The organism is Endozoicomonas sp. PH6C, assembly GCF_059322965.1.
In genome coordinates this window covers 160,816-180,728 of sequence record NZ_CP185342.1, presented here as the reverse complement: position 1 = coordinate 180,728, position 19,913 = coordinate 160,816, and the positions used below count along the sequence as shown (strand labels likewise).

General features: G+C 48.5%; 19 protein-coding genes. 14 read left to right on the top strand and 5 right to left on the bottom strand.

Going from position 1 to position 19,913, the window contains the following annotated elements; translation table 11 throughout:
• Positions 1-59: 59 nt before the first annotated feature.
• Positions 60-632, top strand: coding sequence for a BPSL1445 family SYLF domain-containing lipoprotein (locus ACOMG9_RS00685; RefSeq protein WP_422136433.1), 573 nt, complete (start codon positions 60-62; stop codon positions 630-632).
• Here ACOMG9_RS00685 and ACOMG9_RS00680 read toward each other — a convergent pair.
• The gene (locus ACOMG9_RS00680) at positions 613-1,491 is read right to left on the bottom strand and encodes an SMP-30/gluconolactonase/LRE family protein (RefSeq protein ID WP_448215374.1); all 879 of its coding nucleotides are present in this window, start codon (positions 1,489-1,491) and stop codon (positions 613-615) included. The two genes, ACOMG9_RS00685 and ACOMG9_RS00680, sit on opposite strands and share 20 nt — an antisense overlap.
• Positions 1,492-1,842: 351 nt before the next feature.
• Here ACOMG9_RS00680 and alr point away from each other — a divergent pair, with 351 nt between their 5' ends.
• Both alr and ACOMG9_RS00670 read left to right on the top strand, forming a co-directional pair.
• On the top strand, positions 1,843-2,940 hold the full coding sequence (gene alr, locus ACOMG9_RS00675) for an alanine racemase (protein WP_448215373.1): 1,098 nt from the start codon (positions 1,843-1,845) through the stop codon (positions 2,938-2,940).
• Positions 2,941-3,194: 254 nt separating this feature from the next.
• Positions 3,195-3,683: an Lrp/AsnC ligand binding domain-containing protein gene (locus ACOMG9_RS00670; RefSeq protein WP_422136430.1), complete on the top strand. Its 489-nt coding sequence runs from the start codon at positions 3,195-3,197 to the stop codon at positions 3,681-3,683.
• On the opposite strand, the gene ACOMG9_RS00665 is transcribed toward ACOMG9_RS00670, so the two are convergent.
• Positions 3,684-4,040 carry a PilZ domain-containing protein gene (locus ACOMG9_RS00665; protein ID WP_448215372.1) on the bottom strand — a complete coding sequence of 119 codons (357 nt, stop codon included), beginning with the start codon at positions 4,038-4,040 and terminating at the stop codon, positions 3,684-3,686.
• A gap of 502 nt (positions 4,041-4,542) precedes the next feature.
• On the opposite strand from ACOMG9_RS00665, the gene ACOMG9_RS00660 reads away from it, so the two are divergent.
• On the top strand, positions 4,543-4,887 hold the full coding sequence (locus ACOMG9_RS00660; protein ID WP_422136428.1) for a DMT family transporter: 345 nt from the start codon (positions 4,543-4,545) through the stop codon (positions 4,885-4,887).
• Positions 4,888-5,024: 137 nt separating this feature from the next.
• Here the strand turns inward: ACOMG9_RS00660 and ACOMG9_RS00655 are convergent, their stop codons facing one another.
• A complete protein-coding gene (locus tag ACOMG9_RS00655) occupies positions 5,025-5,627 on the bottom strand; it encodes an HNH endonuclease family protein (protein ID WP_448215371.1) in 603 nt (200 codons plus the stop codon).
• Entirely contained in the window at positions 5,620-6,924 is a 1,305-nt protein-coding gene (locus tag ACOMG9_RS00650) for an AAA family ATPase (RefSeq protein ID WP_448215370.1), read from the bottom strand. Before ACOMG9_RS00650 ends, ACOMG9_RS00655 begins: the two co-directional genes overlap by 8 nt.
• Positions 6,925-7,452: 528 nt before the next feature.
• Between ACOMG9_RS00650 and ACOMG9_RS00645 the strand changes: the two genes are divergently transcribed.
• The 10 genes from ACOMG9_RS00645 (at position 7,453) to ACOMG9_RS00600 (ending at position 18,526) form a co-directional block, all read left to right on the top strand.
• A complete protein-coding gene (locus tag ACOMG9_RS00645) occupies positions 7,453-8,337 on the top strand; it encodes a carbohydrate ABC transporter permease (RefSeq protein ID WP_448215369.1) in 885 nt (294 codons plus the stop codon).
• A gap of 10 nt (positions 8,338-8,347) precedes the next feature.
• Entirely contained in the window at positions 8,348-9,268 is a 921-nt protein-coding gene (locus ACOMG9_RS00640; RefSeq protein WP_422139605.1) for a carbohydrate ABC transporter permease, read from the top strand.
• A gap of 6 nt (positions 9,269-9,274) precedes the next feature.
• On the top strand, positions 9,275-10,555 hold the full coding sequence (locus ACOMG9_RS00635) for an extracellular solute-binding protein (RefSeq protein ID WP_422411592.1): 1,281 nt from the start codon (positions 9,275-9,277) through the stop codon (positions 10,553-10,555).
• Between the two features lie 64 nt (positions 10,556-10,619).
• A complete protein-coding gene (locus ACOMG9_RS00630) occupies positions 10,620-12,041 on the top strand; it encodes a CehA/McbA family metallohydrolase (RefSeq protein ID WP_494529641.1) in 1,422 nt (473 codons plus the stop codon).
• Entirely contained in the window at positions 12,031-12,765 is a 735-nt protein-coding gene (locus ACOMG9_RS00625; RefSeq protein ID WP_448218594.1) for an HAD family hydrolase, read from the top strand. The genes ACOMG9_RS00630 and ACOMG9_RS00625 overlap by 11 nt, the downstream gene beginning before the upstream one ends.
• 9 nt (positions 12,766-12,774) lie before the next feature.
• A complete protein-coding gene (locus ACOMG9_RS00620) occupies positions 12,775-13,902 on the top strand; it encodes an ABC transporter ATP-binding protein (protein WP_448215367.1) in 1,128 nt (375 codons plus the stop codon).
• A 235-nt stretch (positions 13,903-14,137) separates the two neighbouring features.
• Entirely contained in the window at positions 14,138-15,160 is a 1,023-nt protein-coding gene (locus ACOMG9_RS00615; protein ID WP_448215366.1) for a Leu/Phe/Val dehydrogenase, read from the top strand.
• A gap of 129 nt (positions 15,161-15,289) precedes the next feature.
• The gene (gene pdhA / locus ACOMG9_RS00610) at positions 15,290-16,369 is read left to right on the top strand and encodes a pyruvate dehydrogenase (acetyl-transferring) E1 component subunit alpha (protein ID WP_494529640.1); all 1,080 of its coding nucleotides are present in this window, start codon (positions 15,290-15,292) and stop codon (positions 16,367-16,369) included.
• On the top strand, positions 16,369-17,400 hold the full coding sequence (locus ACOMG9_RS00605) for an alpha-ketoacid dehydrogenase subunit beta (RefSeq protein WP_494529639.1): 1,032 nt from the start codon (positions 16,369-16,371) through the stop codon (positions 17,398-17,400). Before pdhA ends, ACOMG9_RS00605 begins: the two co-directional genes overlap by 1 nt.
• 49 nt (positions 17,401-17,449) lie before the next feature.
• The gene (locus tag ACOMG9_RS00600) at positions 17,450-18,526 is read left to right on the top strand and encodes a dihydrolipoamide acetyltransferase family protein (protein WP_448215363.1); all 1,077 of its coding nucleotides are present in this window, start codon (positions 17,450-17,452) and stop codon (positions 18,524-18,526) included.
• Between the two features lie 56 nt (positions 18,527-18,582).
• Here ACOMG9_RS00600 and ACOMG9_RS00595 read toward each other — a convergent pair whose 3' ends face one another.
• Positions 18,583-19,791: a hypothetical protein gene (locus ACOMG9_RS00595; protein ID WP_448215362.1), complete on the bottom strand. Its 1,209-nt coding sequence runs from the start codon at positions 19,789-19,791 to the stop codon at positions 18,583-18,585.
• Between the last annotated feature and the right edge of the window lie 122 nt (positions 19,792-19,913).

Genomic DNA, 19,913 nt, shown 5'->3' with positions numbered 1-19,913 from the left:
GGTACTATTCGCCCGGAAAAGCAGGTACTCTCGTTTTACATACCCTGCAAGATCCCACATTGACCAACACTATTTACCGGAATCGCACCGATATGGCTTCTCTCAGACACCTCCTGGTAACGGCTTTTATCCTTTTCTTGTCACTTTCTGCCCATGCTGCTTCCAGCACTGAACTCAATGCTACCGTCCATGAAGCGTTGAAAAATCTTTATGCACAGAGCAGTGCTGCAAAATCTCTGGGCAGCAGAGCGAAAGGAATCCTGGTCTTCCCCAAGGTTCTGAAAGGCGGGCTGGTTGTGGGTGGTGAATACGGTGAAGGCGCACTTTTAAAGAATGGAGCAATACAGGACTATTACAATACCGTATCGGCCTCTATCGGTTTCCAGCTGGGCGCACAGGCTCGCTCCCAGATTGTCATGTTCATGACCAGCGAGGCTCTGAACAACTTCGTGAACAGCGAAGGTTGGGAAGCGGGTATCGATGGTAGTATTGCTATTGCTGAGTTTGGTGCCGGAGAAGGTATAGACACTAAAACCGCTAGAGCTCCCATCATTGGCTTTATCAGCAATAACAAGGGATTGATGTATAACCTGACTCTGGAAGGTTCCAAAATCACAAAAATTGAAAAGTAAAACCCTCGTCAGGTACTTCGGTGATTTCAACTCTACCCCGCTGATATTCGGTGATGTAAAGTCTTTTGCTACCTTTGCCACCGAAAACAACATCGGTGGGGCATGAGCCTCTGGTCACAATGGTTCGATGAATCTCGCCATCGGGAGTGACAGTGGCCACATGCCCCTGACCAAACATGGCCACATAAAGGTTACCCTCTTTGTCAAAAGAGATTCCATCGGGCCCCACAACCCGGCATGGGCCGGCAGTATCGGTGACCGACACAAACTGTTCACGGCTGCTAACCTCCAGTCTGTCTGTAAACGGATAACGATAGATATTCCCTGTTGCCGACTCACTGAGATAGAGCTTCCCATCAGGAGCAAAGGCAATACCATTGGCGAAACGAAACCCGTCATCAAGGCAATCCACCTGTTTACTGACGGGATCAATGCGAAACAATTTTCCCTGCATTGGCCCCTCCCAGACTTCCGGATCAGGCCCTTCCCGAGTGATCAGGTCAGCGACGCGGATACCAGAATCTGTCAGGTAAATGGCCCCTTCAGGCCCCAGAGTCATATCATTGGGCCAAAGAAAGGGGTTCTCACCGTCTCCGTAAAGTCTCTCCGCCAGCGAGCCATCGGGGTTGAGCCTGAGCAGAGATGGCTCACGGGTTTCGGCAACCCAGATACTGCCATCATGGTTGTCCTGTAAAATACCATTGGGCCTGTCGACCTGCGCAAAAACATGGCGGTGCTTTCCTGAGGCTGAAACCCGGGTCAGACGACCTCTCTCCTGACCGACTTCTGAAACAACTAAACTTCCGTCGTTTAATATCAAAGCGGACACTGGATACTCCAGCCCATCAACAAAAATCATACTGCCCCTCTTGAGTGTGACCGAAAAAACGCTACCTCTGACGGTCTAATGAAAAAATAGCTGCCATCGCAGGTGAATGTTCATTTGGAGAGACAGTTTAGATACAGATGACGACCAACTGTTTAGAACAATAAGAAACAAAATATAGGGAGAATTAGCTATAAAGGGTATTATTTAGTTACTAATAGAATTAATAAAAACACTTAAAGAGCAATAACTTATTAACTGATAGCATCCAGATAACTTTGAAAATGCAGCGCTATCAGACTCTGCTGCCATTTTCAGACTTCAGCCTGAGCTGTATTTTCGGCTCATGGCTGTTTGATTTGACTCGGGGGAAATGCGACTACTATGAGTCGTCCGGCCAGGGCCGTCATTCATCTTGACGCTCTAAAGCATAACTATCGATTGGCTAAATCACTGGCGGGCGGGGGCAATGTTCTGGCCGTTGTAAAAGCCGACGCTTATGGCCATGGTGCCATCAGATGTGCCCACTCCCTGTCAGAGGAAGCCGACGGGTTTGCAGTGGCCTGTATTGAAGAAGCCCTGGAGCTCAGGGCAGCCGGTATCAGAAACCGTCTGCTTATTCTCGAAGGATTCTTTGAACATTCCGAACTCACCAATATTGCCTCAGAAAATATTGACATTGTCGTACAAAGTCCGGAACAGGTAAGACAGCTTGAACAAACCCCACTGGAGAAGCCTGTCAGGGTCTGGCTGAAAATGGACTCCGGCATGCACAGAGTGGGTATTCTTCCCGGCGATTATCGCGATGCCTGGGCAAGGCTTGAGCAACTGCCCTGGATCGACGAGATTCTCATGATGACTCACCTTGCCTGTGCCGACGAAACTGACAATGGCTACACCCTGCAGCAGCTTGAAGTCTTTGAGCAACATACCCTTGGATTGCCGGGTAAAAGAAGCATTGCCAATTCGGCCGGTCTCATTCATTGTGCCGCTGCCAGGGCAGACTGGAGCCGCCCCGGTCTTATGCTTTACGGAGCCTCTCCTTTTGATCAGGCTCATAACATTGAATCCAGGCTCAAGCCTGTCATGGAGCTCCACTCAGCCATTATCAATATCAAGGAAATCCCTGCTGGCAGCCCGGTAGGCTATTCCGGTACCGCAGTGACCAACAAGACGACGCGTTTAGGCGTCATCGCCATGGGTTATGCCGATGGCTATCCCCTGGCTCCCAATGGTACGCCGGTACTCGTCAATGGTCAGCCAGTACCACTGACAGGTCGGGTCTCCATGGATATGTTAACGGTTGATTTGTCAGAAATAGGTGATGTGAACGTGGGAGATCCTGCTTTACTCTGGGGTAAAGACTTGTCGGTGAATGAAGTAGCACGACATGCGGGCACAATTCCCTATCAGCTGTTGTGTAATATAAACCGGTTTCCTATTTCGTACTCTCAGCAAGTTACCTGCAAAGAGAGAGTATGAATCCACCTGAAAAATTGTCCGATTGCCGGGAACGCTTTAATAACCAGCGCATCTGTCAAATCCTTTACATTGCAGAACCGTTTCAGCACTTGTATATTCTCTGCACGTGCCATACTCTTCTCAGTCCGTGACTGAAGCCTTCTTATGACGGTCAGGAGCCACGGGGAAAAAGGCGTCCTGGTGTACATCGACACCTGGAGCAATGCGGTAATTTACACCATGCCCAAAACTACCTGAATCAGACGATTGCTGAAATGAGAAGTCGAAAAGAAGTCGTCCGGCAACTGGACAGGATCGATCGTAATATTCTTCGCACACTCCAGGAAAACGGTCGAATTTCCTATGTGGATCTGGCAGATCGGGTGGGCTTGAGTACCACACCCTGCATGGAAAGGGTCAAACGCCTTGAGCGGGAAGGCATCATTCAGGGCTATAGTGCCCGGTTAAAACCCCAGTACCTTCAAGCAGGCTTGCTGGTGTATGTTGAAATCAGCCTCTATACCAAATCGGCCGATATCTTTGACGAGTTTCGACGGGCAGTTGTCGCTCTTCCAAACGTGCTGGAATGCCACCTGGTTTCCGGTAACTTTGACTACCTGATCAAGGCCCGTATTTCAGAAATGGCTTCTTACCGGGAGTTGCTGGGCGACATATTACTGAAGCTTCCGGGAGTGAGGGAATCCAAAAGCTACATTGTCATGGAAGAACTGAAAGAAACACTGAATCTCCCAATTCCTGACTAATCAGTAATCCCTGATAAAATAATTCAGGGCGACTGCATCCTGCTCTTCAATATCATGAAGCTGGAATCCAGCGGCAAAGTCCATGCTGTGATCGCCCTGTTTATTACCAGACTGACACCAGACGCATTTGGCCACCAGTGTTACGTGGTGCGCTGTGTCATTAAGACCAGGCAGTACCATGGTAACATTCCTGACGTCTTCCAACCGAATGGGTTGATCCGTAGTAATACTGAACCCTCCTCTGGATACATCTTCCAGAACCCCCAGTAGTTGACCACTGTCATTGTCCACGACCTGGGCGGGCTCAGCCAGAACCTTGCGTGGATAGCGCCGCTTCTCAAGTACAGTATCCGTCATAACAACTCCTCTCTTTCATAAAGCGAAATTTCAAGATACCGACTTTTTAGCAAGATGACAAAATTCTGCTGCATTTGGCAACCCAATTCTGTTATAAGTTACCTTTAGTACTCTGCCATACGAAATCGAATATGTCTGGCTTATTGGGCAGGTGCTCTGCAAGGCGAAACGACGGGAACATAGCAAGCTATTTGACCAGAGTTGCAACGCAGTCAGAGTGCCTGAACAATAAGTCAGAAAATACGATTTCGTATGGTTGAGTGCTTATATCCATCTGCCGGGACGCTGTGTATCAGACCGACTCAGATGGACCAGTAGAGTCAATCTATCAATTTTAATAAGCTCCAGATGGGGAATATTGCTGACATCTTATTACCCAGGGAGTCCTATATGGTCCGCCCCGTTTTACAAGAGCCTGTTTCGTTAATTTGCAAACAAAGATAACTGCAATTTTACAAGGCTCGCAGAATTCGGGAATTTGAAAGTTTAAATACGGCTTGATATGTTGCTATCCAATACGCCTGCTCTGACTTTGACCTTAGCGATTGTATTAGAGGTCTTTGCAACGTCCTGGTTGCCCAGAACCCATCAATTTACCGCCCCCATACCGACAACAGCGGTATTGATAGCCTATGGTCTGGCATTTTACCTGTTGTCGATTACGGTTCAAACCATGTCACTGGGTGTGGTTTATGCGATCTGGTGTGGTGCAGGTATTGTCTTGGTCGCAGCTTTGTCATGGCTGATATATGGGCAAAAGCTGGACATTTATGCATTGATTGGTATTGGCTTTATTCTAACCGGAACCGTTATCATTAATCTCTTCTCATCTTCTTTGAGTCATTAATCTGTCATCTGGGTGTCGAAATCTTGTAACCTGCCTGAAGTAGCTTGCTTGAGATCCTCCCCGCCCTGGAGAGGCTGCAGCAAAAGTCTGGTTCCCATGCTCAGCGTGGGAACGAGCTGACGAGACCTCTCAGGTTACTAAAGCAACATACCCTGTCGACGAGCCTCAGCCCATACCAACGGAGAACGCTTCATCAGGAAGCTCTCTGTATACTCCCCCTGACTGTATTCATAATAATGCCGAGCACGCATTTCACGGTTATTCCCGTCATCCAGCTTCAAACGTCTAATGGTCTCGTCAACCTTTTGGAAAATATTCTCTGGCAGTTCCGGAGCTGGAAAAATACGTCCACTCACTAATTCCACATGAAACCAGCCATTCTCTACTTCAAAGGGATCCAACACATCTTCATAATCGTTCTTGCGGCTGTTGACGATAGAACTGGCTAACCTGTAGTTGCTCCATTCATAAGCCAGGTCTGCACGACGGGATTTAGCTGCAAAATGTTCCACCGTCGCACCACCGGTGGTGCGTTCAAAGTGTACTGCCAGGTAGCCGCAAACACCTGAATAAGCCTGATATAACTCATCCATACAATCGCGCCAATAGGGAGAGATTTTCATGCCTTCAGGCAAAGGCTTGTGTAGATTAATGCCTTTTTCCTCAAGATGTCGAACACCCTTCTGGCGTACCTTTACATCAAAATCCACTGGTTCCGGCTGAGGTTTCACCTTAATCACCCAGCCACCCCTTTTTCTCAGCAAAGGAGCGCCAGCGCATCCAGAAAGGATCAGTATCGCTCAAAACAGTTCGCAGTTTTTTATCTATATACCCAACCTGTTCCGATGTCACAGAATCACTACTTAAAACCTTACCGGCCTCTTCCATTATTGCTTCTGCTTCTTGTGAATACGAGCTTTTCAAGTCGAAAGCTTCACTGGAAAGCCAGTTATTTGCGTTACCCTGTCGAACAAAACGTGTCTCTGAAATAACAGCGCAACCCCTCCCTTTTTTATCTATTTCAAAGTTCAGGTCCAGCCAGCCATCTTTCTTAGCATCAAAGAAAGGCTCTACCGACGCCATCACCAGAGGGGAGTGCGTGGCCGTGATGAGTTGCACATTTGTACGCTTTGCCACCAGCAATTTCACTACTTCCAGCAGCGACACGATAATACTGCGCTGCCATTTGGGGTGAAGATGCGCTTCAATTTCATCAATCAGGAATATGATCTGTTGGGTCGGTGTCTGTCCCAGTAACTTGCAGGCTGCCAAATGTTCCCGCCAGGCCCATACCAGCAAATAGGCCAGGGCAATAATCCGCTTCATGCCTGAAGAAGCATGAATCACAGGCACTTCATGCCCATAGGGCATTTTCAGGGTAGGGATATCTCTCGAGTCATTCAGGCTAATCCGCGCCAGTTGACCCGCCTCAATAGGCTCTTCCGGGGAGGGGGACAAAGCAGCGAGTACTTTTTGCAGTAGTGCAAATGTCTCACCCTTTTCTTTCTGCCAGCCCGCCCAGTCCTGTATCAGACCATTGCAGAGGGGCTTGCCGTCTCCACCTTCAAGGCCGTCCCAAACATTTTCTGGAGTAAAAACATAAGCTGCACGTCTCTCGTGGGCTGCTCCGGTTTTGGCATCTGAATAGTTTCTGGCCGGATCCCATACTGCAAACCCACCATTAGGCAAGGCATAAAGAACCAGACCTGCCAGTGCCGGTTTGGATCTCGGAAAGACCCATTGCTGTTCTGTCCGACGAAATGGGACGTTAACCTCAACAAACCGAGACTTCCCCTTTGACTCAAAGCCAATACTGGCTGGTTTTTCCGGATTCACCGGTCGTGCCATATAGCCCGATGTTAAGTTATAGTTCACTTCCTGAGGCCACTTTCTGGTCAGCGCCCACCAAGCAATATCCAGCAGGAAACTTTTACCCAGACCGTTATCGCCGGTAATCAGATTAAGTCGGGGAGCAAAAAGGATGGCTTGGTTTCCTTCTGCTGGCCCGACATTGGTTAAGGTTAACGATTTCAGCATTACCTGATCTCTGATAGCTCGCTCTGATTAAATGGATTTAGTCGGATTGACAACACAAACAAACCCGGCAATTGCTTGAATTTTCCCCTCTTCATCCGGCTTCAAGTACTATAGGCTGATAATCAGGATTCAGTGGTTTCAGAGTGATACGGCTGTGTTGCCAACGGTCATCTTCGGTGTCGGCCTTCTCACTGGAATATACTTTAACCGTTTACTCGTCACCCGTTTTCTCATCGGCCAAACCCGCATGCCGAATGAGCAGCTTATAGTTCTGTCTGCTGCCAAAGGGAATCAACTGGGAAAAAACAGTAACAGATAACGCCAGTGGTTCCTTGCTGAAAAATCGACCACAGACAGGATGATGATACCTCTTTTTGGTTGGAAATTCGTCCTGTCCGAAAACTGCTTTTCATATCTATTAAAAGATTTTCTTGTGTGCACCCATAAAAAAATGAGGTGCTTTTCAACATAATTGTCATATATCCCGTTTAAATTATCGACAATTATTAAAAGTGCCAGGGTTAAGCCATGCGTACCTTCTCTCAACATTTTTCGAACCGGTTAAAGGTGCTGTTTTTTACTGCACCTTTACTGATACCGCTCGTAACGTTCTGGTTGGTGCCATTTGGTTACTCCGTCTATATCAGCTTTACCGATTGGGACTACATTTCGCCAGAATACAATTTCGTTGGTCTGGAGAATTACCAGTATATGGTAGAGGACTTTGAGTTCACTCAAGCTCTACTCAATACCTTTTGGTTCTCGCTCGCAGTGGTCATTCCTACCGTTGTGCTTGGTCTTGTGTTTGCTTTGCTGTTACACAGCAATTTTGCCGGCAGTCAGTTTTATCGAGCGGTGATCTTTTCTCCGTGGATTACCCCGACGGTTGCTGTCTCCATCGTCTGGTCCTGGGTCTTTGAGTCTAAATCGGGTCTTGCGAATCAACTGTTAATGTCTATGGGCTTTGACAAAATCCCGTGGCTGGAACAAGGGGATACCGCTATGGTGGCCGTGGTCATCGTGACTATCTGGCAAGCTATTGGCTGGACAATGCTGTTTTACATCAGCGCCTTAAATAAGATTCCCGAATCTTTATATGAAGCCTCTTTAATTGACGGATGCAGTCGTCTGACCCGTTTTCTGAGGATAACACTACCACTGGTTTCACCGACCACATTTTTTCTGGTGGTGGTCAATATCATCACGGCTGTGCAGGCATTCGATCAGTTTCAGATTCTGACTCAGGGTGGCCCCGGCGGGGAAACACGGACCTTGTTGTATCTTTTCTATCAACAGGCATTTGAGCGGTATGAAATGGGCCCGGCAGCAGCAACCTCGCTGGTCATTTTAGCGATCACAGGTTTGCTTGCCCTGATCAATACCTGCATCGGTAAGCGCTGGGTTTACTACTAAGGACAGGGTTATGACGACACAAGCTATTGATAGTTCAATCACGTTAGGTCAGATAAAAGCCGTTAGCCGTAAGAGAATTGCCATTAAAGAACGTTTAGTGGCAAGACAGGCTTTTCTTGCGCTGGCTAAGCATATTTTTCTGATGGCCTGCGGAACCATGATGGTGTTTCCATTCTTATGGATGATATCGGGCTCTTTGAAGTCGAATGATGAAATTTTTTCCAGCCCACTTAATTTAATCCCGGAGACATTCCGTTGGGAAACATTTGTTGAAACATTCCACAGTGCGCCATTTGGTTTGTACATCTTTAACAGTTTTAGTGTGGCGTTATTGACAACTCTGCTGGTGATCATCAACTCAGCCATGTTTGCCTATGCACTGACTCAACTGAGATTCCGCTCCAAAACTGTGCTCTACTTCGTTGTGATGGGTTGCTACATGTTGCCCGGTGCGGTGACCTATATTCCCTCCTACATCACGCTGGCCAGACTGGGTTTGCTCGACTCTCACACTGGTTTGGTTATCTCTAATGCGGCCTCTGTTTTTGGTGTTTTCTACCTTCGTCAGGTGTTTATAAAAATACACCCTTCACTGATCGAAGCGGCACGCATTGACGGAGCTGGAGAATTCAGGATTTTGTGGGCCATTATGCTTCCCCAGTGTCGGGCTGCGGTTGCCACATTGTTCCTTATTACGTTCATCACTAACTACAACAGTTACATGTGGCCAAGCCTGGTGATTACTTCACAAGAGTTGAACCTGATCGCAACGGGTATTCGCCAATATTTTATCGCTGAAGGTAACTACGGCTTGAATTGGTCGCAGATTATGGCTGCGAGCACAATTGCTGTGTTGCCTTTATTGATTCTATTCGTCGTGTGTCAAAAGACGATTCTTTCAGGCATCGCCGATAACGGCGTAAAAGAGTAAACGGACATGAAACTGAACAGTCTCGCACTTATGCTTACCGGCGCAGTGAGTGCGTCTTTATTCTCAGGCAGCGTACTGGCAAAAACCGAAGTGGACTTCTGGTATTCAGGCGGTACAAAGCCTCAGAAAATGATGACTGAACTTATTACAGAGTTCAACGCGAGTCAGGATGAATATGTGATTAAACCTGCTCTGCAGGGAAATTACACCGAGACTTACCAGAAACTTCAGGCAGGTTTAGCGTCAAAAACTGCGCCAGAGTTAGTACTTTTGGACCCGGTTTACGCTGATGCCATGCGACAGCGTGGTTTAAGCCGTGACTTGAATACTTACATGGATGCACAATTCAACTTTGATGACTTTGTCACTGCCTTTAGAGACCAGGTAACGGCAGAAGATGGGCAAGTATTTGGCTTACCCGCTTACGGCACCACACAGGTTTTCTATTACAACAAACAAGTGTTGGCAGAGAATGGCTTTAAAGAAGAGGATTTAAACACCTGGCAAGGCGTTGCAAAAGTTGCAGAAAAAGTGACTAAGCGTGACGAGAAAGGCAACACAGTGTTTTACGGCTGGGAACCGATGTGGGGCGCTGATAATTTGATCGATGCCGCTTTTTCTAACGGCGCCCGGGTGATCAGTAATGATGGCAAAAAGGTGCTGATCGATTCACAGGAGTGGGTTGAGGTTTGGGATAGTTTCCGCACGTGGATTCATGATGATGAAATCATGCGTATTCACTACGGTGGTCAGGGCTGGGAATACTGGTATAAGACCATTGACGACGTGATGAAAGACCAAGCGCTGGGCTATACCGGTTCTTCAGGTGATCAGGGTGATCTGGATTTCACTAAATTGGCAGCGACCACTCAGCCTGGCTGGGGGTCGCATCCTCCGGCTCCTCAGGCGGGTGCACTTATTTACGTGATGCCTGAAGGAACCGATGAAAAAGCGGCTCAAGGGGCGTTTGAATTTATGGAGTTTTACACAAGTGCCGAAAAAACCGCCGCCTGGTCAATGTTCACAGGCTACATCCCGGTTCGCATGAGTGCAGCGGATGTCGCTGAGTACAAGTTGTTTACAGAGAAGAATCCACAAGCTCTGATTCCGTTGAAGCAAGCCAGCTCAGCAAGCCCTGACTTTCTTGATCCAACCAACGGCAAGATTATGGATGCGCTGAGAGTGGCTGCTGACCAAATTCAAATCCAAAACGTTCCTGCTGAGAAAGCACTTAAACAGGCAGCAAAAAAAGCGCAGCGGGCGTTAGATAGAGTGAACCGCTCTTAATGCCTTTCGAGCCCGTTTCAAACGGGCTCTCATTTCTAAAGAAACGGATTAATCACCGGACGCTATGACTGAATTTCAGGGTGAGCTGACCTTTGGCCGAACTCGTCTGCCATTTAAGGTACCGAACGGAACCTTATCGGTAAATATCACCGGTTCAACGGTTACTAAAAGGTTTTTGTATGCCGCTGTCTACGATGCAAAGGACCAATATCGTGGCAAAATACTGTTTGAGAAACCTGACAAGTCATTGTGTGTCAAACCAGAACGCTCCGGATTTGGTGCGATTGATGGCGATGTTATGGAAGGGGAATGGTATCTCGATTTATACAATCTGGATGCTGAGTTTAAACCCAAGCGTGCCATACAATATTGTATTCGGGTTGACTTCAATCAGGAGCAAAAACATCAAGACCTTCTCACCGACGATGTTGTCGCGACTGACCACGATATCCACTTTGATTACAGCAGACTGATTAAATCTGAATCACGCTGGTATCGTGGTGATCTTCATGCTCACACCAGACTTTCTGATGGTCATAACAGTCTCTCTGCGGCAAAGCAGATTGTGGAGTCACAACAGCTCGATTTCTTTTTCTTTACCGAACACAACATTTGCCAGCCAAGACTGCCTGTCTCAAACTCATGTCTTTTCTTACCCGGCATCGAGGTAACCACCGACCTGGGGCACTTTAATGTTCACGGGCCTCAATCCATATTGGATCTTCGAAGTATCGAGCTTAGCAGCCAAAAGGTAATCGAAGCAGGTTTGCAACTCGCCCGCGAGGGCCAGAGCTCAATCAGCATTAATCACCCGATGATGAAGCCATGGCATTGGCAATATTCGCCGCTTTTACTTGAGAAGATCTCAACCTTTGAAGTCTGTTGCGACCCCACCTGGCCGACATCGCCACAAGCCACAGAGTCTGCACTGAGGGTGATGAATGAAATGTGGAATTGCGGTCATCGGGTGGCTGCCATAGGTGGAAGTGACTCACATTTGGAGCCACATGAGCGCAACCCCAAAGCGACAGAGCCGTCGATATATGGCGACCCTTCTACCTTTGTCTTCAGCCAGGGTTTGAGTGGTGAAGGCATCTTGTCCGGTTTGCACAACGGTCAGGTCTACATAGAGCGACGATGCGGCCTTTCGTTTGATATCAACAACCATCAACTCTTGCCGGGGGCTGACAGCTCGGGCGAGCCTTTGAGCTACCGAATAGCTGTACAAGATACTCAGTTGAGTTATCTCGCTGAGTGCATTGTCGATGGCGAGTTGGTTGCCACTGTCATGCTGGGTACAGAACCAAAAACGATTAAGGTCGATTCCGATTATCACTGGTGTCGAGTTGATATTCGCAGAGCCCGGACCCGGGAATTCGAAGGCTGTATCAACGCTGTTTATAACGGTACCAAACCTACTTTTAAAACCCCGAAAGTGCATAGTTGGGGAGAGCTGATAGAGCGATTAAATAGTGATGAAGTATAAAGCACTACTGTTTGATAAAGATGGCACACTATTGGAATTCCACAATATGTGGCTAAAGGTTTCATGCAGCGCCTGTCATCGAGTAAAAAAATATAGCGACGAGAGACAAGGTCATCAAAATGTCACTGAGACCGGGTTACTCTCGGCGATAGGCGTTGAGGGAGACAAAGTCGACAATCATGGCCTGCTCGCTTCTAACCCTGTTGAAGACACCGCTGCTGCATGGTTTGAAATGCTCAACCCTCAGGTAACACTGACAGAATTCACCAGAGTGACGAAAAGCGCTTTTAACCAGGAGGTTGCAGAAAATCCTGAATGGATCGAAGCCTTACCCGGAGTGGCAGACAGGCTCACTTCTCTCAGGCAACAAGGGATGATTTTAGGCATTGCAACAGCGGACACCAAAGATTCGACGCTCTATACGCTGGAACATTCAGGCCTGAAGGAGTTGTTTGATTATATTGGCTACAGTGACGGGGATATAGAGCCCAAACCAGCTCCCGCACTTCTGAATGCGTTTTGTCAGCAATGTGGAGTTGAACCCCACGAGGTCATCATGTTCGGTGATACGGTGTCAGATATGGAATTCGCTACCAATGCCGGGGCAAAGAAAATTGGTGTCCTGACAGGGACTGCTTCAGCGAGCGAGTTGGAACCTGTGGCGGATCTTGTTATTCCATCGGTGGCTCAGTTTGACCCATACGCATTTAATGAATTGACTTGAGGATGAGAAATGGCTGAAGTCACACTGAAAGGGGTAGAAAAAACCTATCCGAATGGTTTTAAAGCGGTACATGGTGTCGACCTCAACATTCGTGAAGGTGAGTTCATGGTGTTTGTGGGCCCCTCTGGCTGCGCAAAATCAACCACGCTGAGAATGATTGCGGGCCTGGAAGATATCTCTGAGGGCGATGTGTACATTGGTGATAGGCGAGTGAATGATTTGCCTCCAAAAGATCGCGGTATCTCGATGGTTTTCCAAAACTACGCTCTTTATCCTCACATGACCGTGTATGAAAATATGGCCTTTGGGTTGAAGCAGCAAAAGCTGGCAAAAGCCGAAATAGAAAAGCGTATTGCAGAAGCGGCAAAGACACTCGAAATTGAGCATCTACTGCAAAATAAACCCGGTGAAATGTCCGGTGGACAGAGACAGCGCGTTGCATTGGGACGTGCCATGGTTCGCAAACCGGATGTTTTTCTCTTTGATGAACCGCTTTCAAATCTGGATGCCAAACTCAGAGTCTCAACCCGGGTCAGTATTGCTCGGCTGCATAATGATCTTAAAGCGGAAGGGCAAAATGCAACCATGATTTATGTTACCCATGATCAGGTGGAAGCCATGACACTGGGCGACAGAATCTGTGTACTTAACCAGGGCCAGATCATGCAGGTCGATACGCCGATGAACCTCTATCAATACCCTGCTAATAAGTTTGTTGCTGGCTTTATTGGTTCTCCGGCGATGAATATCATTAAGGTGCTTATTGATGAAGTCGATGACGTAATGAGTGTGGTTACAGAGAGTGGACATCGCTGGGAGTTGCCGCAACATAAGCAGAGCCTGGCCAGACAGAGAGCAGGTAAGTGGGTCTGGTTTGGTATTCGCCCTGAGCATATTCAGTTAGCCAACGATGCTACAAACACCTCAGACGTCAACACCCAACGCCACAAAATTGATGTAGTGGAGTCAATGGGTAATGAGCTTTACCTCTATTTTCAGTTGGGAGGTGACAAGATGATATCAAGGATACCCTTCGACGCAGACAAAGTGTTAGCCAGTGGTGACTCTGCGTTGTTGAAATTCACAGTCTCTCAATGCCACTTGTTCGATTCGGATACTGAAGAAGTTTTAGGCTAGTCGCTCATAAGTGCCATCTGAGGATGGCACTTATTTTGCCGCCATGCGGGCAAAGGAACAACCTGTATCGCAATTCTCCGGTTGACAATGCACCTGCTGACGTATTGTAATCGTTGAAGGGCTAAAAGCCCTGATCATCGCTGTTTTGGGCAGTCATCCTGACCCTTGGCTACAAAAAAAATAACTATAAGCAAAACAGAGCATTATCGGCTCTGACACATACGGAGATCCCGTTATGTTCAGACAGATAAAAGAGGCCCGGCTTAATGACATCCATCTGAAATACGATGAAGCCTCAGGTCTCAGAGCAATCATTGCAATCCATAACACCCGAAGAGGACCAGCCCTCGGCGGTTGTCGTATAATTCCCTACACCTCAACTGAAGATGCAGTTACCGATGCTATCCGTCTTGCCAAAGGTATGAGCTATAAGGCGGCGCTTGCCGGACTGGATCTCGGTGGCGGCAAATCCGTCATCATGGAGCCGACAGCCCCCTACGATCGGGAACAACTGTTCAGAGCTTTTGGCCAGTTTATTGAAGAACTGGGAGGCCGCTATATTACTGCAATGGATAGCGGCTCAAGAGTATCTGATATGGATGCCATCGCCTCTCAAACTCAACACGTTTCTTGTACCTCTTCGAGTGGTAATCCCGCACCTTCCACCGCCCTCGGTGTTTACAAGGGCATTCTGGCTACCCTGAAAGCTCATCCGGAATTTGGTTCTTCACTAAAAGGTATCAGAGTCGCTGTTCAGGGACTTGGTAATGTCGGCTTTGCCCTTTGCCAGTTACTGCATCAGGGTGGCGCCAAACTGATTGTCACTGATATCAATGAACAGAAACTTCAGCAGTGCATTGATGAGTTGGGGGCAACCGCCGTCAGTACTGAAGAAATCTATTCGGTTCCCTGTGACATTTTCAGTCCTTGCGGTCTGGGAGGCATTCTCAATAAAGACACCATCAGTCAATTGCAATGCACTGCTGTAGCAGGCTCTGCAAACAATCAACTGCTGGCTCCCGAATGTGGCCAGTTGCTGTTTGACAGAGGCATTCTCTATGCGCCGGACTACCTGATCAATGCCGGTGGACTGATCTTCGTAGCAATGACACACCAGGGTAAACCACAGAGCGAAATAAATGATCGCATCAACGCCATAGAAGAGACTTTGTTGCAGGTCTTTCGCTATGAACAGCAGCGGAAGACTCCCAGCAGTGTGATTGCCGATCATATGGCAGAAGCTCTGCTATTCGAATAGCAATCCTGACAACTGATGGCCTGACTGACTTCTCACAGTCATTACTTGTCACAACCATGGGTATGCGCATTTCTTTTTATCCCGGTGGTCAAACAGAGTCCCGTAGTAAAAAACACAGGAGCGCACCTTATGAAAACCAACGATGCCTGTCAGATTCCGTTCTATCAGTACCTCAGTGAGGAGGGAGAAGTCCTCCAACCTTTGCCAGAATGGACTGAAGATAAAGACACCCTGATTCAATATTACCGCACCATGGTCATAGCCAGAGCAGGTGATGCCAAAGCCGTTGCCCTGCAGAGAACCGGTCAGATGGGGACCTACCCATCCTGTCTGGGACAGGAGGCTATCAGCACTGTTTTTGGTTCACTGATGGAGAAAAAAGACGTCCTGATTCCTTACTATCGAGACCTTCCCGGATTGATGTTACGAGGGGTTCCCCTCTCCGATATCATGCTCTATTGGGGTGGAGATGAGCGAGGCAGTTCCGGTCCGGCCTGGGGTCATGACTTTCCGAACTGCGTTCCTATTGCTACCCAGGCAGATCATGCTGCCGGGGTGGCCACCGCGATCAAAATTCGACACGAACCTCAGGTGGCGGTGGTGTCACTGGGCGATGGCGCTACTTCCAAAGGTGACTTTACTGAAGCCCTGAACCTTGCAGGGGTCTGGCAGTTGCCTTTGGTATTTATCATCAATAACAACCAATGGGCTATTTCTGTTCCTCGTAACATTCAGTCCGGAGCCCCGACACTGGCTCAAAAAGGCGTTGCTGCCGGGCTGCCTTGCGCACAAGTTGATGGTAACGATGTTGTGGCGCTGCACGAAGTCATCAATGAAGCCATGATGCGCGCCAGAGGCGGCAAAGGCGCTACAGTGATTGAAGCCATCAGCTATCGCCTGAGCGATCACACTACGGCAGACGACGCCAGTCGCTATCGTAACAGTGAAGAGCTGCAGGATGCCTGGAACAAAGAGCCGGTAAAACGACTCAGAAACTTCCTGCATCACCGTGGCCTGTGGAATGAGCAGAAAGAGCAGGCGCTGAAACAGGAAGCTGCAGCCCTGGTTGAGAAAGAAGTCAAAACCTATCTGGAAACGCCACTTCCTTCTATCAGCGACCTCTTCGATCACACCTATGCAAATATGCCCCCGCAACTGGAACTGCAAAAACAAGCCGCTATGTTTAAAGCCGACGGAGGAACTCATTGATGAATAGTTCAGTATCTGAAAACCTGATCCGATCGACTGTCAACAGCAGCACAAATAAAATCACCATGGTGGAAGCCATCAATCTGGCTTTGGACCACACCATGAAACAAGACCCTGAGGTGGTACTGCTGGGTGAAGACATTGGTGTTAATGGCGGTGTTTTCCGCGCGACTCAGGGTCTGAGAGAAAAGTATGGCCTGAAAAGGGTCATGGATACACCCCTGGCTGAAGCCCTGATCGCCGGTATCAGTGTTGGTATGGCCACTCAGGGTCTGAAGCCTGTTGCGGAAATCCAGTTCATGGGGTTCATCTTCCCGGCCATGGAACAGTTGATATGTCATGCTGCCCGAATGCGAAACCGTACCCGTGGACGCCTCAGCTGCCCAATGGTTGTCAGAGCGCCTTTCGGGGGTGGTATCCGCGCTCCCGAACATCATTCTGAAAGTACTGAAGCTCTTTTTGCCCATATTCCCGGCATCAGAGTGGTCATTCCGTCATCGCCCGTCAGAGCCTACGGACTGCTGCGCTCTGCGATTAATGATCCTGATCCGGTTCTGTTTCTGGAGCCCAAACGCATCTATCGCGCGGTCAAGCAGGACGTTTCTGAAGAGACTCCACTGCTCCCACTCGACAAGTGCTTTACTCTCAAGCAAGGCTCCGACCTGACTCTGATCAGCTGGGGAGCTTCCATCAGCGAAACCCTTCAGGCCGCCAAAACTCTGGAACAACACGGCGTTTCCGTGGCAGTGATTGATGTCGCCACGATTAAGCCCCTTGATATGGAGACGATCCTGACTTCGGTTCGCAAAACAGGTCGTTGTGTGATTATTCACGAAGCCTGCCGAAGCTTTGGCGTAGGTGCTGAAATAGCTGCCGGGCTGGCCTCGGAAGCGCTCATGGATCTGAAAGCACCGATCGAACGGGTGACAGGATATGACACGACCATGCCCTATTATCGGATGGAAAATCATTACCTTCCCCAACCTGATGACATCATTAGGGCATCCCTGAAAACACTGGCGTATCAATGATATCCGCAGAGCCTTCAGCAAAAGGGCTTTCAGTAACAAGGACAAGAATATGAAATTTTTCAACCTGCCCGACCTGGGTGAAGGCATTCCCGAAGCCGATATTATTGAATGGCATATCAAGGAAGGTGACTCCGTCGCAGAAGACCAGATCATTGTCTCAGTCGAAACCGCCAAGGCTATTGTCGACGTTCCTTCACCTATCAGCGGTGTTGTCGCAAAACTCTGTGGCAAACCCGGCGACACCATTATGACCGGAGCGCCTCTGCTGGAGTTTGTCAGTGATCAGGAAGATGCCGGCACGGTGGTCGGCGAGCTAGCAACAGACTCTGATGATGACAGCACCGATGACCATTTTTTTATCGGTACACCACCTGAGTCCGGAAAAGCCCCTGCTGCTGAAAGCAGAGGTGACGTCACTGCACTGGCCGCCAAACTGGGTGTCTCTATCGATCCGAAAAGTGATGGCAAAAACTCTATTCGTCAGAGCTATCCCCTGGCAAACCCCGAGCCTGTCAAAGGCGTCAGAAAACACATGGCTCGAACCATGGCACAGTCTCATGCCGAAGTGGTACCTGTCACTCTGTTTGATGATGTGGATATTGAGCACTGGCCAAAAGGCACAGACATTAGCGTTCGGCTGATTCAGGCCATTACCGCAGCCTGCAAGGAAGAACCGACACTCAATGCCTGGTTTGATGAAACGGTGATGAGTCGTGAAGTCTTTACTTCCGTTCACCTGGGACTGGCTGTTGACAGTGAAGAAGGTCTGTTTGTGCCTGTTATCAGAGACGCAGAAAAACTGGATGCCACTGCTTTGAGAGACAGCATTAACAATTTTAGAAAAGCGGTTGAGGAACGCAGCCTTCCGCCATCAGAAATGCAGGGTGCCACCATAACTCTCAGCAACTTTGGTGTTTTTGCGGGTCAGTTCGCTACCCCTGTTGTTGTGCCGCCCATGGTGTGCATCATTGGTGTTGGCCGACTGAGAAGTCGTGTAGTAAGCGAAAATGATGAGATTCAGAATCACCGGATTCTTCCTATCTCTCTGACCTTTGATCATCGCGCAGTTACTGGTGGAGAAGCCTCTCGTTTCTTGCATTGCATGCTTCAGAAGTTGTCCGAATAATTTTATATCGGCTTTTACCAGTGGGTAGAAGCCGATTGTCATGAAAGTTGGATCTGTCAGTTAAACAGAGTCGAGAGATAATCCAGAGGCGCATAGAACTTTTTCCACTGAGTCCAGCCGGTCTCTGAAAGACCTTGTTCCAGTGGATAACCATAAACAGCGTAGTTTGAAAGACTATTGATAACAGCGAAAGTCAACGCAGGCACCAAAGTGACACCGGCTTTGATAAACGGATTGTTTGAGGTTATCTTCGAACTGCCAAACATAAGCAAGGCTCCCGCTCCGCCCAGGACTGTGGCTCCAGCTATGGCTCCGGCTCCGACTCCGGTTCCCACTCCGACTCCGACTGTGGCTCCAACTCCGGCTCCGGCTCCAACTAAGGCTCCGGCTACGAGTCCGACACCGGCTCCGGCTAAGACTCCGGATCTGGCTCCGGCTTCCAATCTGACTGTGGCTAAGCCTGAGGCTACGACTCCGGCTCCGACTCCGGCTACAACTCCGGGTCCAGCCTGTGCCTGTAAATCAATTGTTAGCAGTGAAATAATTCCCGAGAGGGTGCCGACAATCGCTGCGCTGACAACAGAAGCAAGAGTCGCTTTTGCTGGACTCAAGCCCTTATGAATCATGGATTCATAGACGACAGCCCCTGCCATAATTCCGTTAGTCATGGACAATATTGTGTATTCCCCTGTCGCATACCATTCGGTTGCAATATCCCTTAAGCTCATTTTTCTAAGAATTAACGCCGTAATAGCACTGGCTCCAGTTCTTGATACCGCTTCGGACGCAAGGTAGGTCAAAACTGCTACAGATATGAGCTCCTTTGTTTTCGTATTGGCGATATAAGCTGCCATTCCTGCACCGGCAAAATACAGGGGTTTCCACCAGCGCTGCTCCAGGGGCCAGGGAGACGCATGCCCGGCCAGCGCTACTTCGGCGGTAGTCACCACGGGCGCCAGTTGCAAACAGAAATCCGTTTTCAACTTCTCCAGCTCCCTTGTATCCAATGCAGCCAGATCATATTCGCCTGAAGTTCCGGAGACTATTTCCGCTGTTTTACAGACACCCCACCATATACCCAGGTTGAGCAGGGTAGACAAAGAGACTCCGGCAATGCTTTGCGTTAACTCGAGTCCATTTTCAACCAATGCGGTGTCATTAAAAGGCTTAAGAAAATCAAAATCATTTTGTGAGGGAGGGCTGGCCTTTGCCATCGAATAAAGCAAACACAAAAGTAACGGAAGCAGGTTGAATGACTTTTTCATGATGATTCTCCAGATACAGTGACTGAACTGGAAATATAGATTCTAAACGGAGCTATGAATGACAATATCCTTAACTACAAGATGCAGTGCAAATAAAGCAGCTATCTAATGCTTCCAATAGG

Excerpts from the sequence above, each read along its gene's own strand:
- ACOMG9_RS00595 (WP_448215362.1), bottom strand. The coding sequence starts at position 19,791 with ATGAAAAAGTCATTCAACCTGCTTCCGTTACTTTTGTGTTTGCTTTAT.
- ACOMG9_RS00625 (WP_448218594.1), top strand. The coding sequence starts at position 12,031 with ATGAAGTATAAAGCACTACTGTTTGATAAAGATGGCACACTATTGGAA.
- ACOMG9_RS00605 (WP_494529639.1), top strand. The coding sequence starts at position 16,369 with ATGAATAGTTCAGTATCTGAAAACCTGATCCGATCGACTGTCAACAGC.
- ACOMG9_RS00600 (WP_448215363.1), top strand. The coding sequence starts at position 17,450 with ATGAAATTTTTCAACCTGCCCGACCTGGGTGAAGGCATTCCCGAAGCC.
- alr (WP_448215373.1), top strand. The coding sequence starts at position 1,843 with ATGAGTCGTCCGGCCAGGGCCGTCATTCATCTTGACGCTCTAAAGCAT.
- ACOMG9_RS00620 (WP_448215367.1), top strand. The coding sequence starts at position 12,775 with ATGGCTGAAGTCACACTGAAAGGGGTAGAAAAAACCTATCCGAATGGT.
- ACOMG9_RS00615 (WP_448215366.1), top strand. The coding sequence starts at position 14,138 with ATGTTCAGACAGATAAAAGAGGCCCGGCTTAATGACATCCATCTGAAA.
- ACOMG9_RS00665 (WP_448215372.1), bottom strand. The coding sequence starts at position 4,040 with ATGACGGATACTGTACTTGAGAAGCGGCGCTATCCACGCAAGGTTCTG.
- ACOMG9_RS00640 (WP_422139605.1), top strand. The coding sequence starts at position 8,348 with ATGACGACACAAGCTATTGATAGTTCAATCACGTTAGGTCAGATAAAA.
- ACOMG9_RS00670 (WP_422136430.1), top strand. The coding sequence starts at position 3,195 with ATGAGAAGTCGAAAAGAAGTCGTCCGGCAACTGGACAGGATCGATCGT.
- ACOMG9_RS00645 (WP_448215369.1), top strand. The coding sequence starts at position 7,453 with ATGCGTACCTTCTCTCAACATTTTTCGAACCGGTTAAAGGTGCTGTTT.
- ACOMG9_RS00660 (WP_422136428.1), top strand. The coding sequence starts at position 4,543 with ATGTTGCTATCCAATACGCCTGCTCTGACTTTGACCTTAGCGATTGTA.
- ACOMG9_RS00630 (WP_494529641.1), top strand. The coding sequence starts at position 10,620 with ATGACTGAATTTCAGGGTGAGCTGACCTTTGGCCGAACTCGTCTGCCA.
- ACOMG9_RS00650 (WP_448215370.1), bottom strand. The coding sequence starts at position 6,924 with ATGCTGAAATCGTTAACCTTAACCAATGTCGGGCCAGCAGAAGGAAAC.
- ACOMG9_RS00635 (WP_422411592.1), top strand. The coding sequence starts at position 9,275 with ATGAAACTGAACAGTCTCGCACTTATGCTTACCGGCGCAGTGAGTGCG.
- pdhA (WP_494529640.1), top strand. The coding sequence starts at position 15,290 with ATGAAAACCAACGATGCCTGTCAGATTCCGTTCTATCAGTACCTCAGT.
- ACOMG9_RS00680 (WP_448215374.1), bottom strand. The coding sequence starts at position 1,491 with ATGATTTTTGTTGATGGGCTGGAGTATCCAGTGTCCGCTTTGATATTA.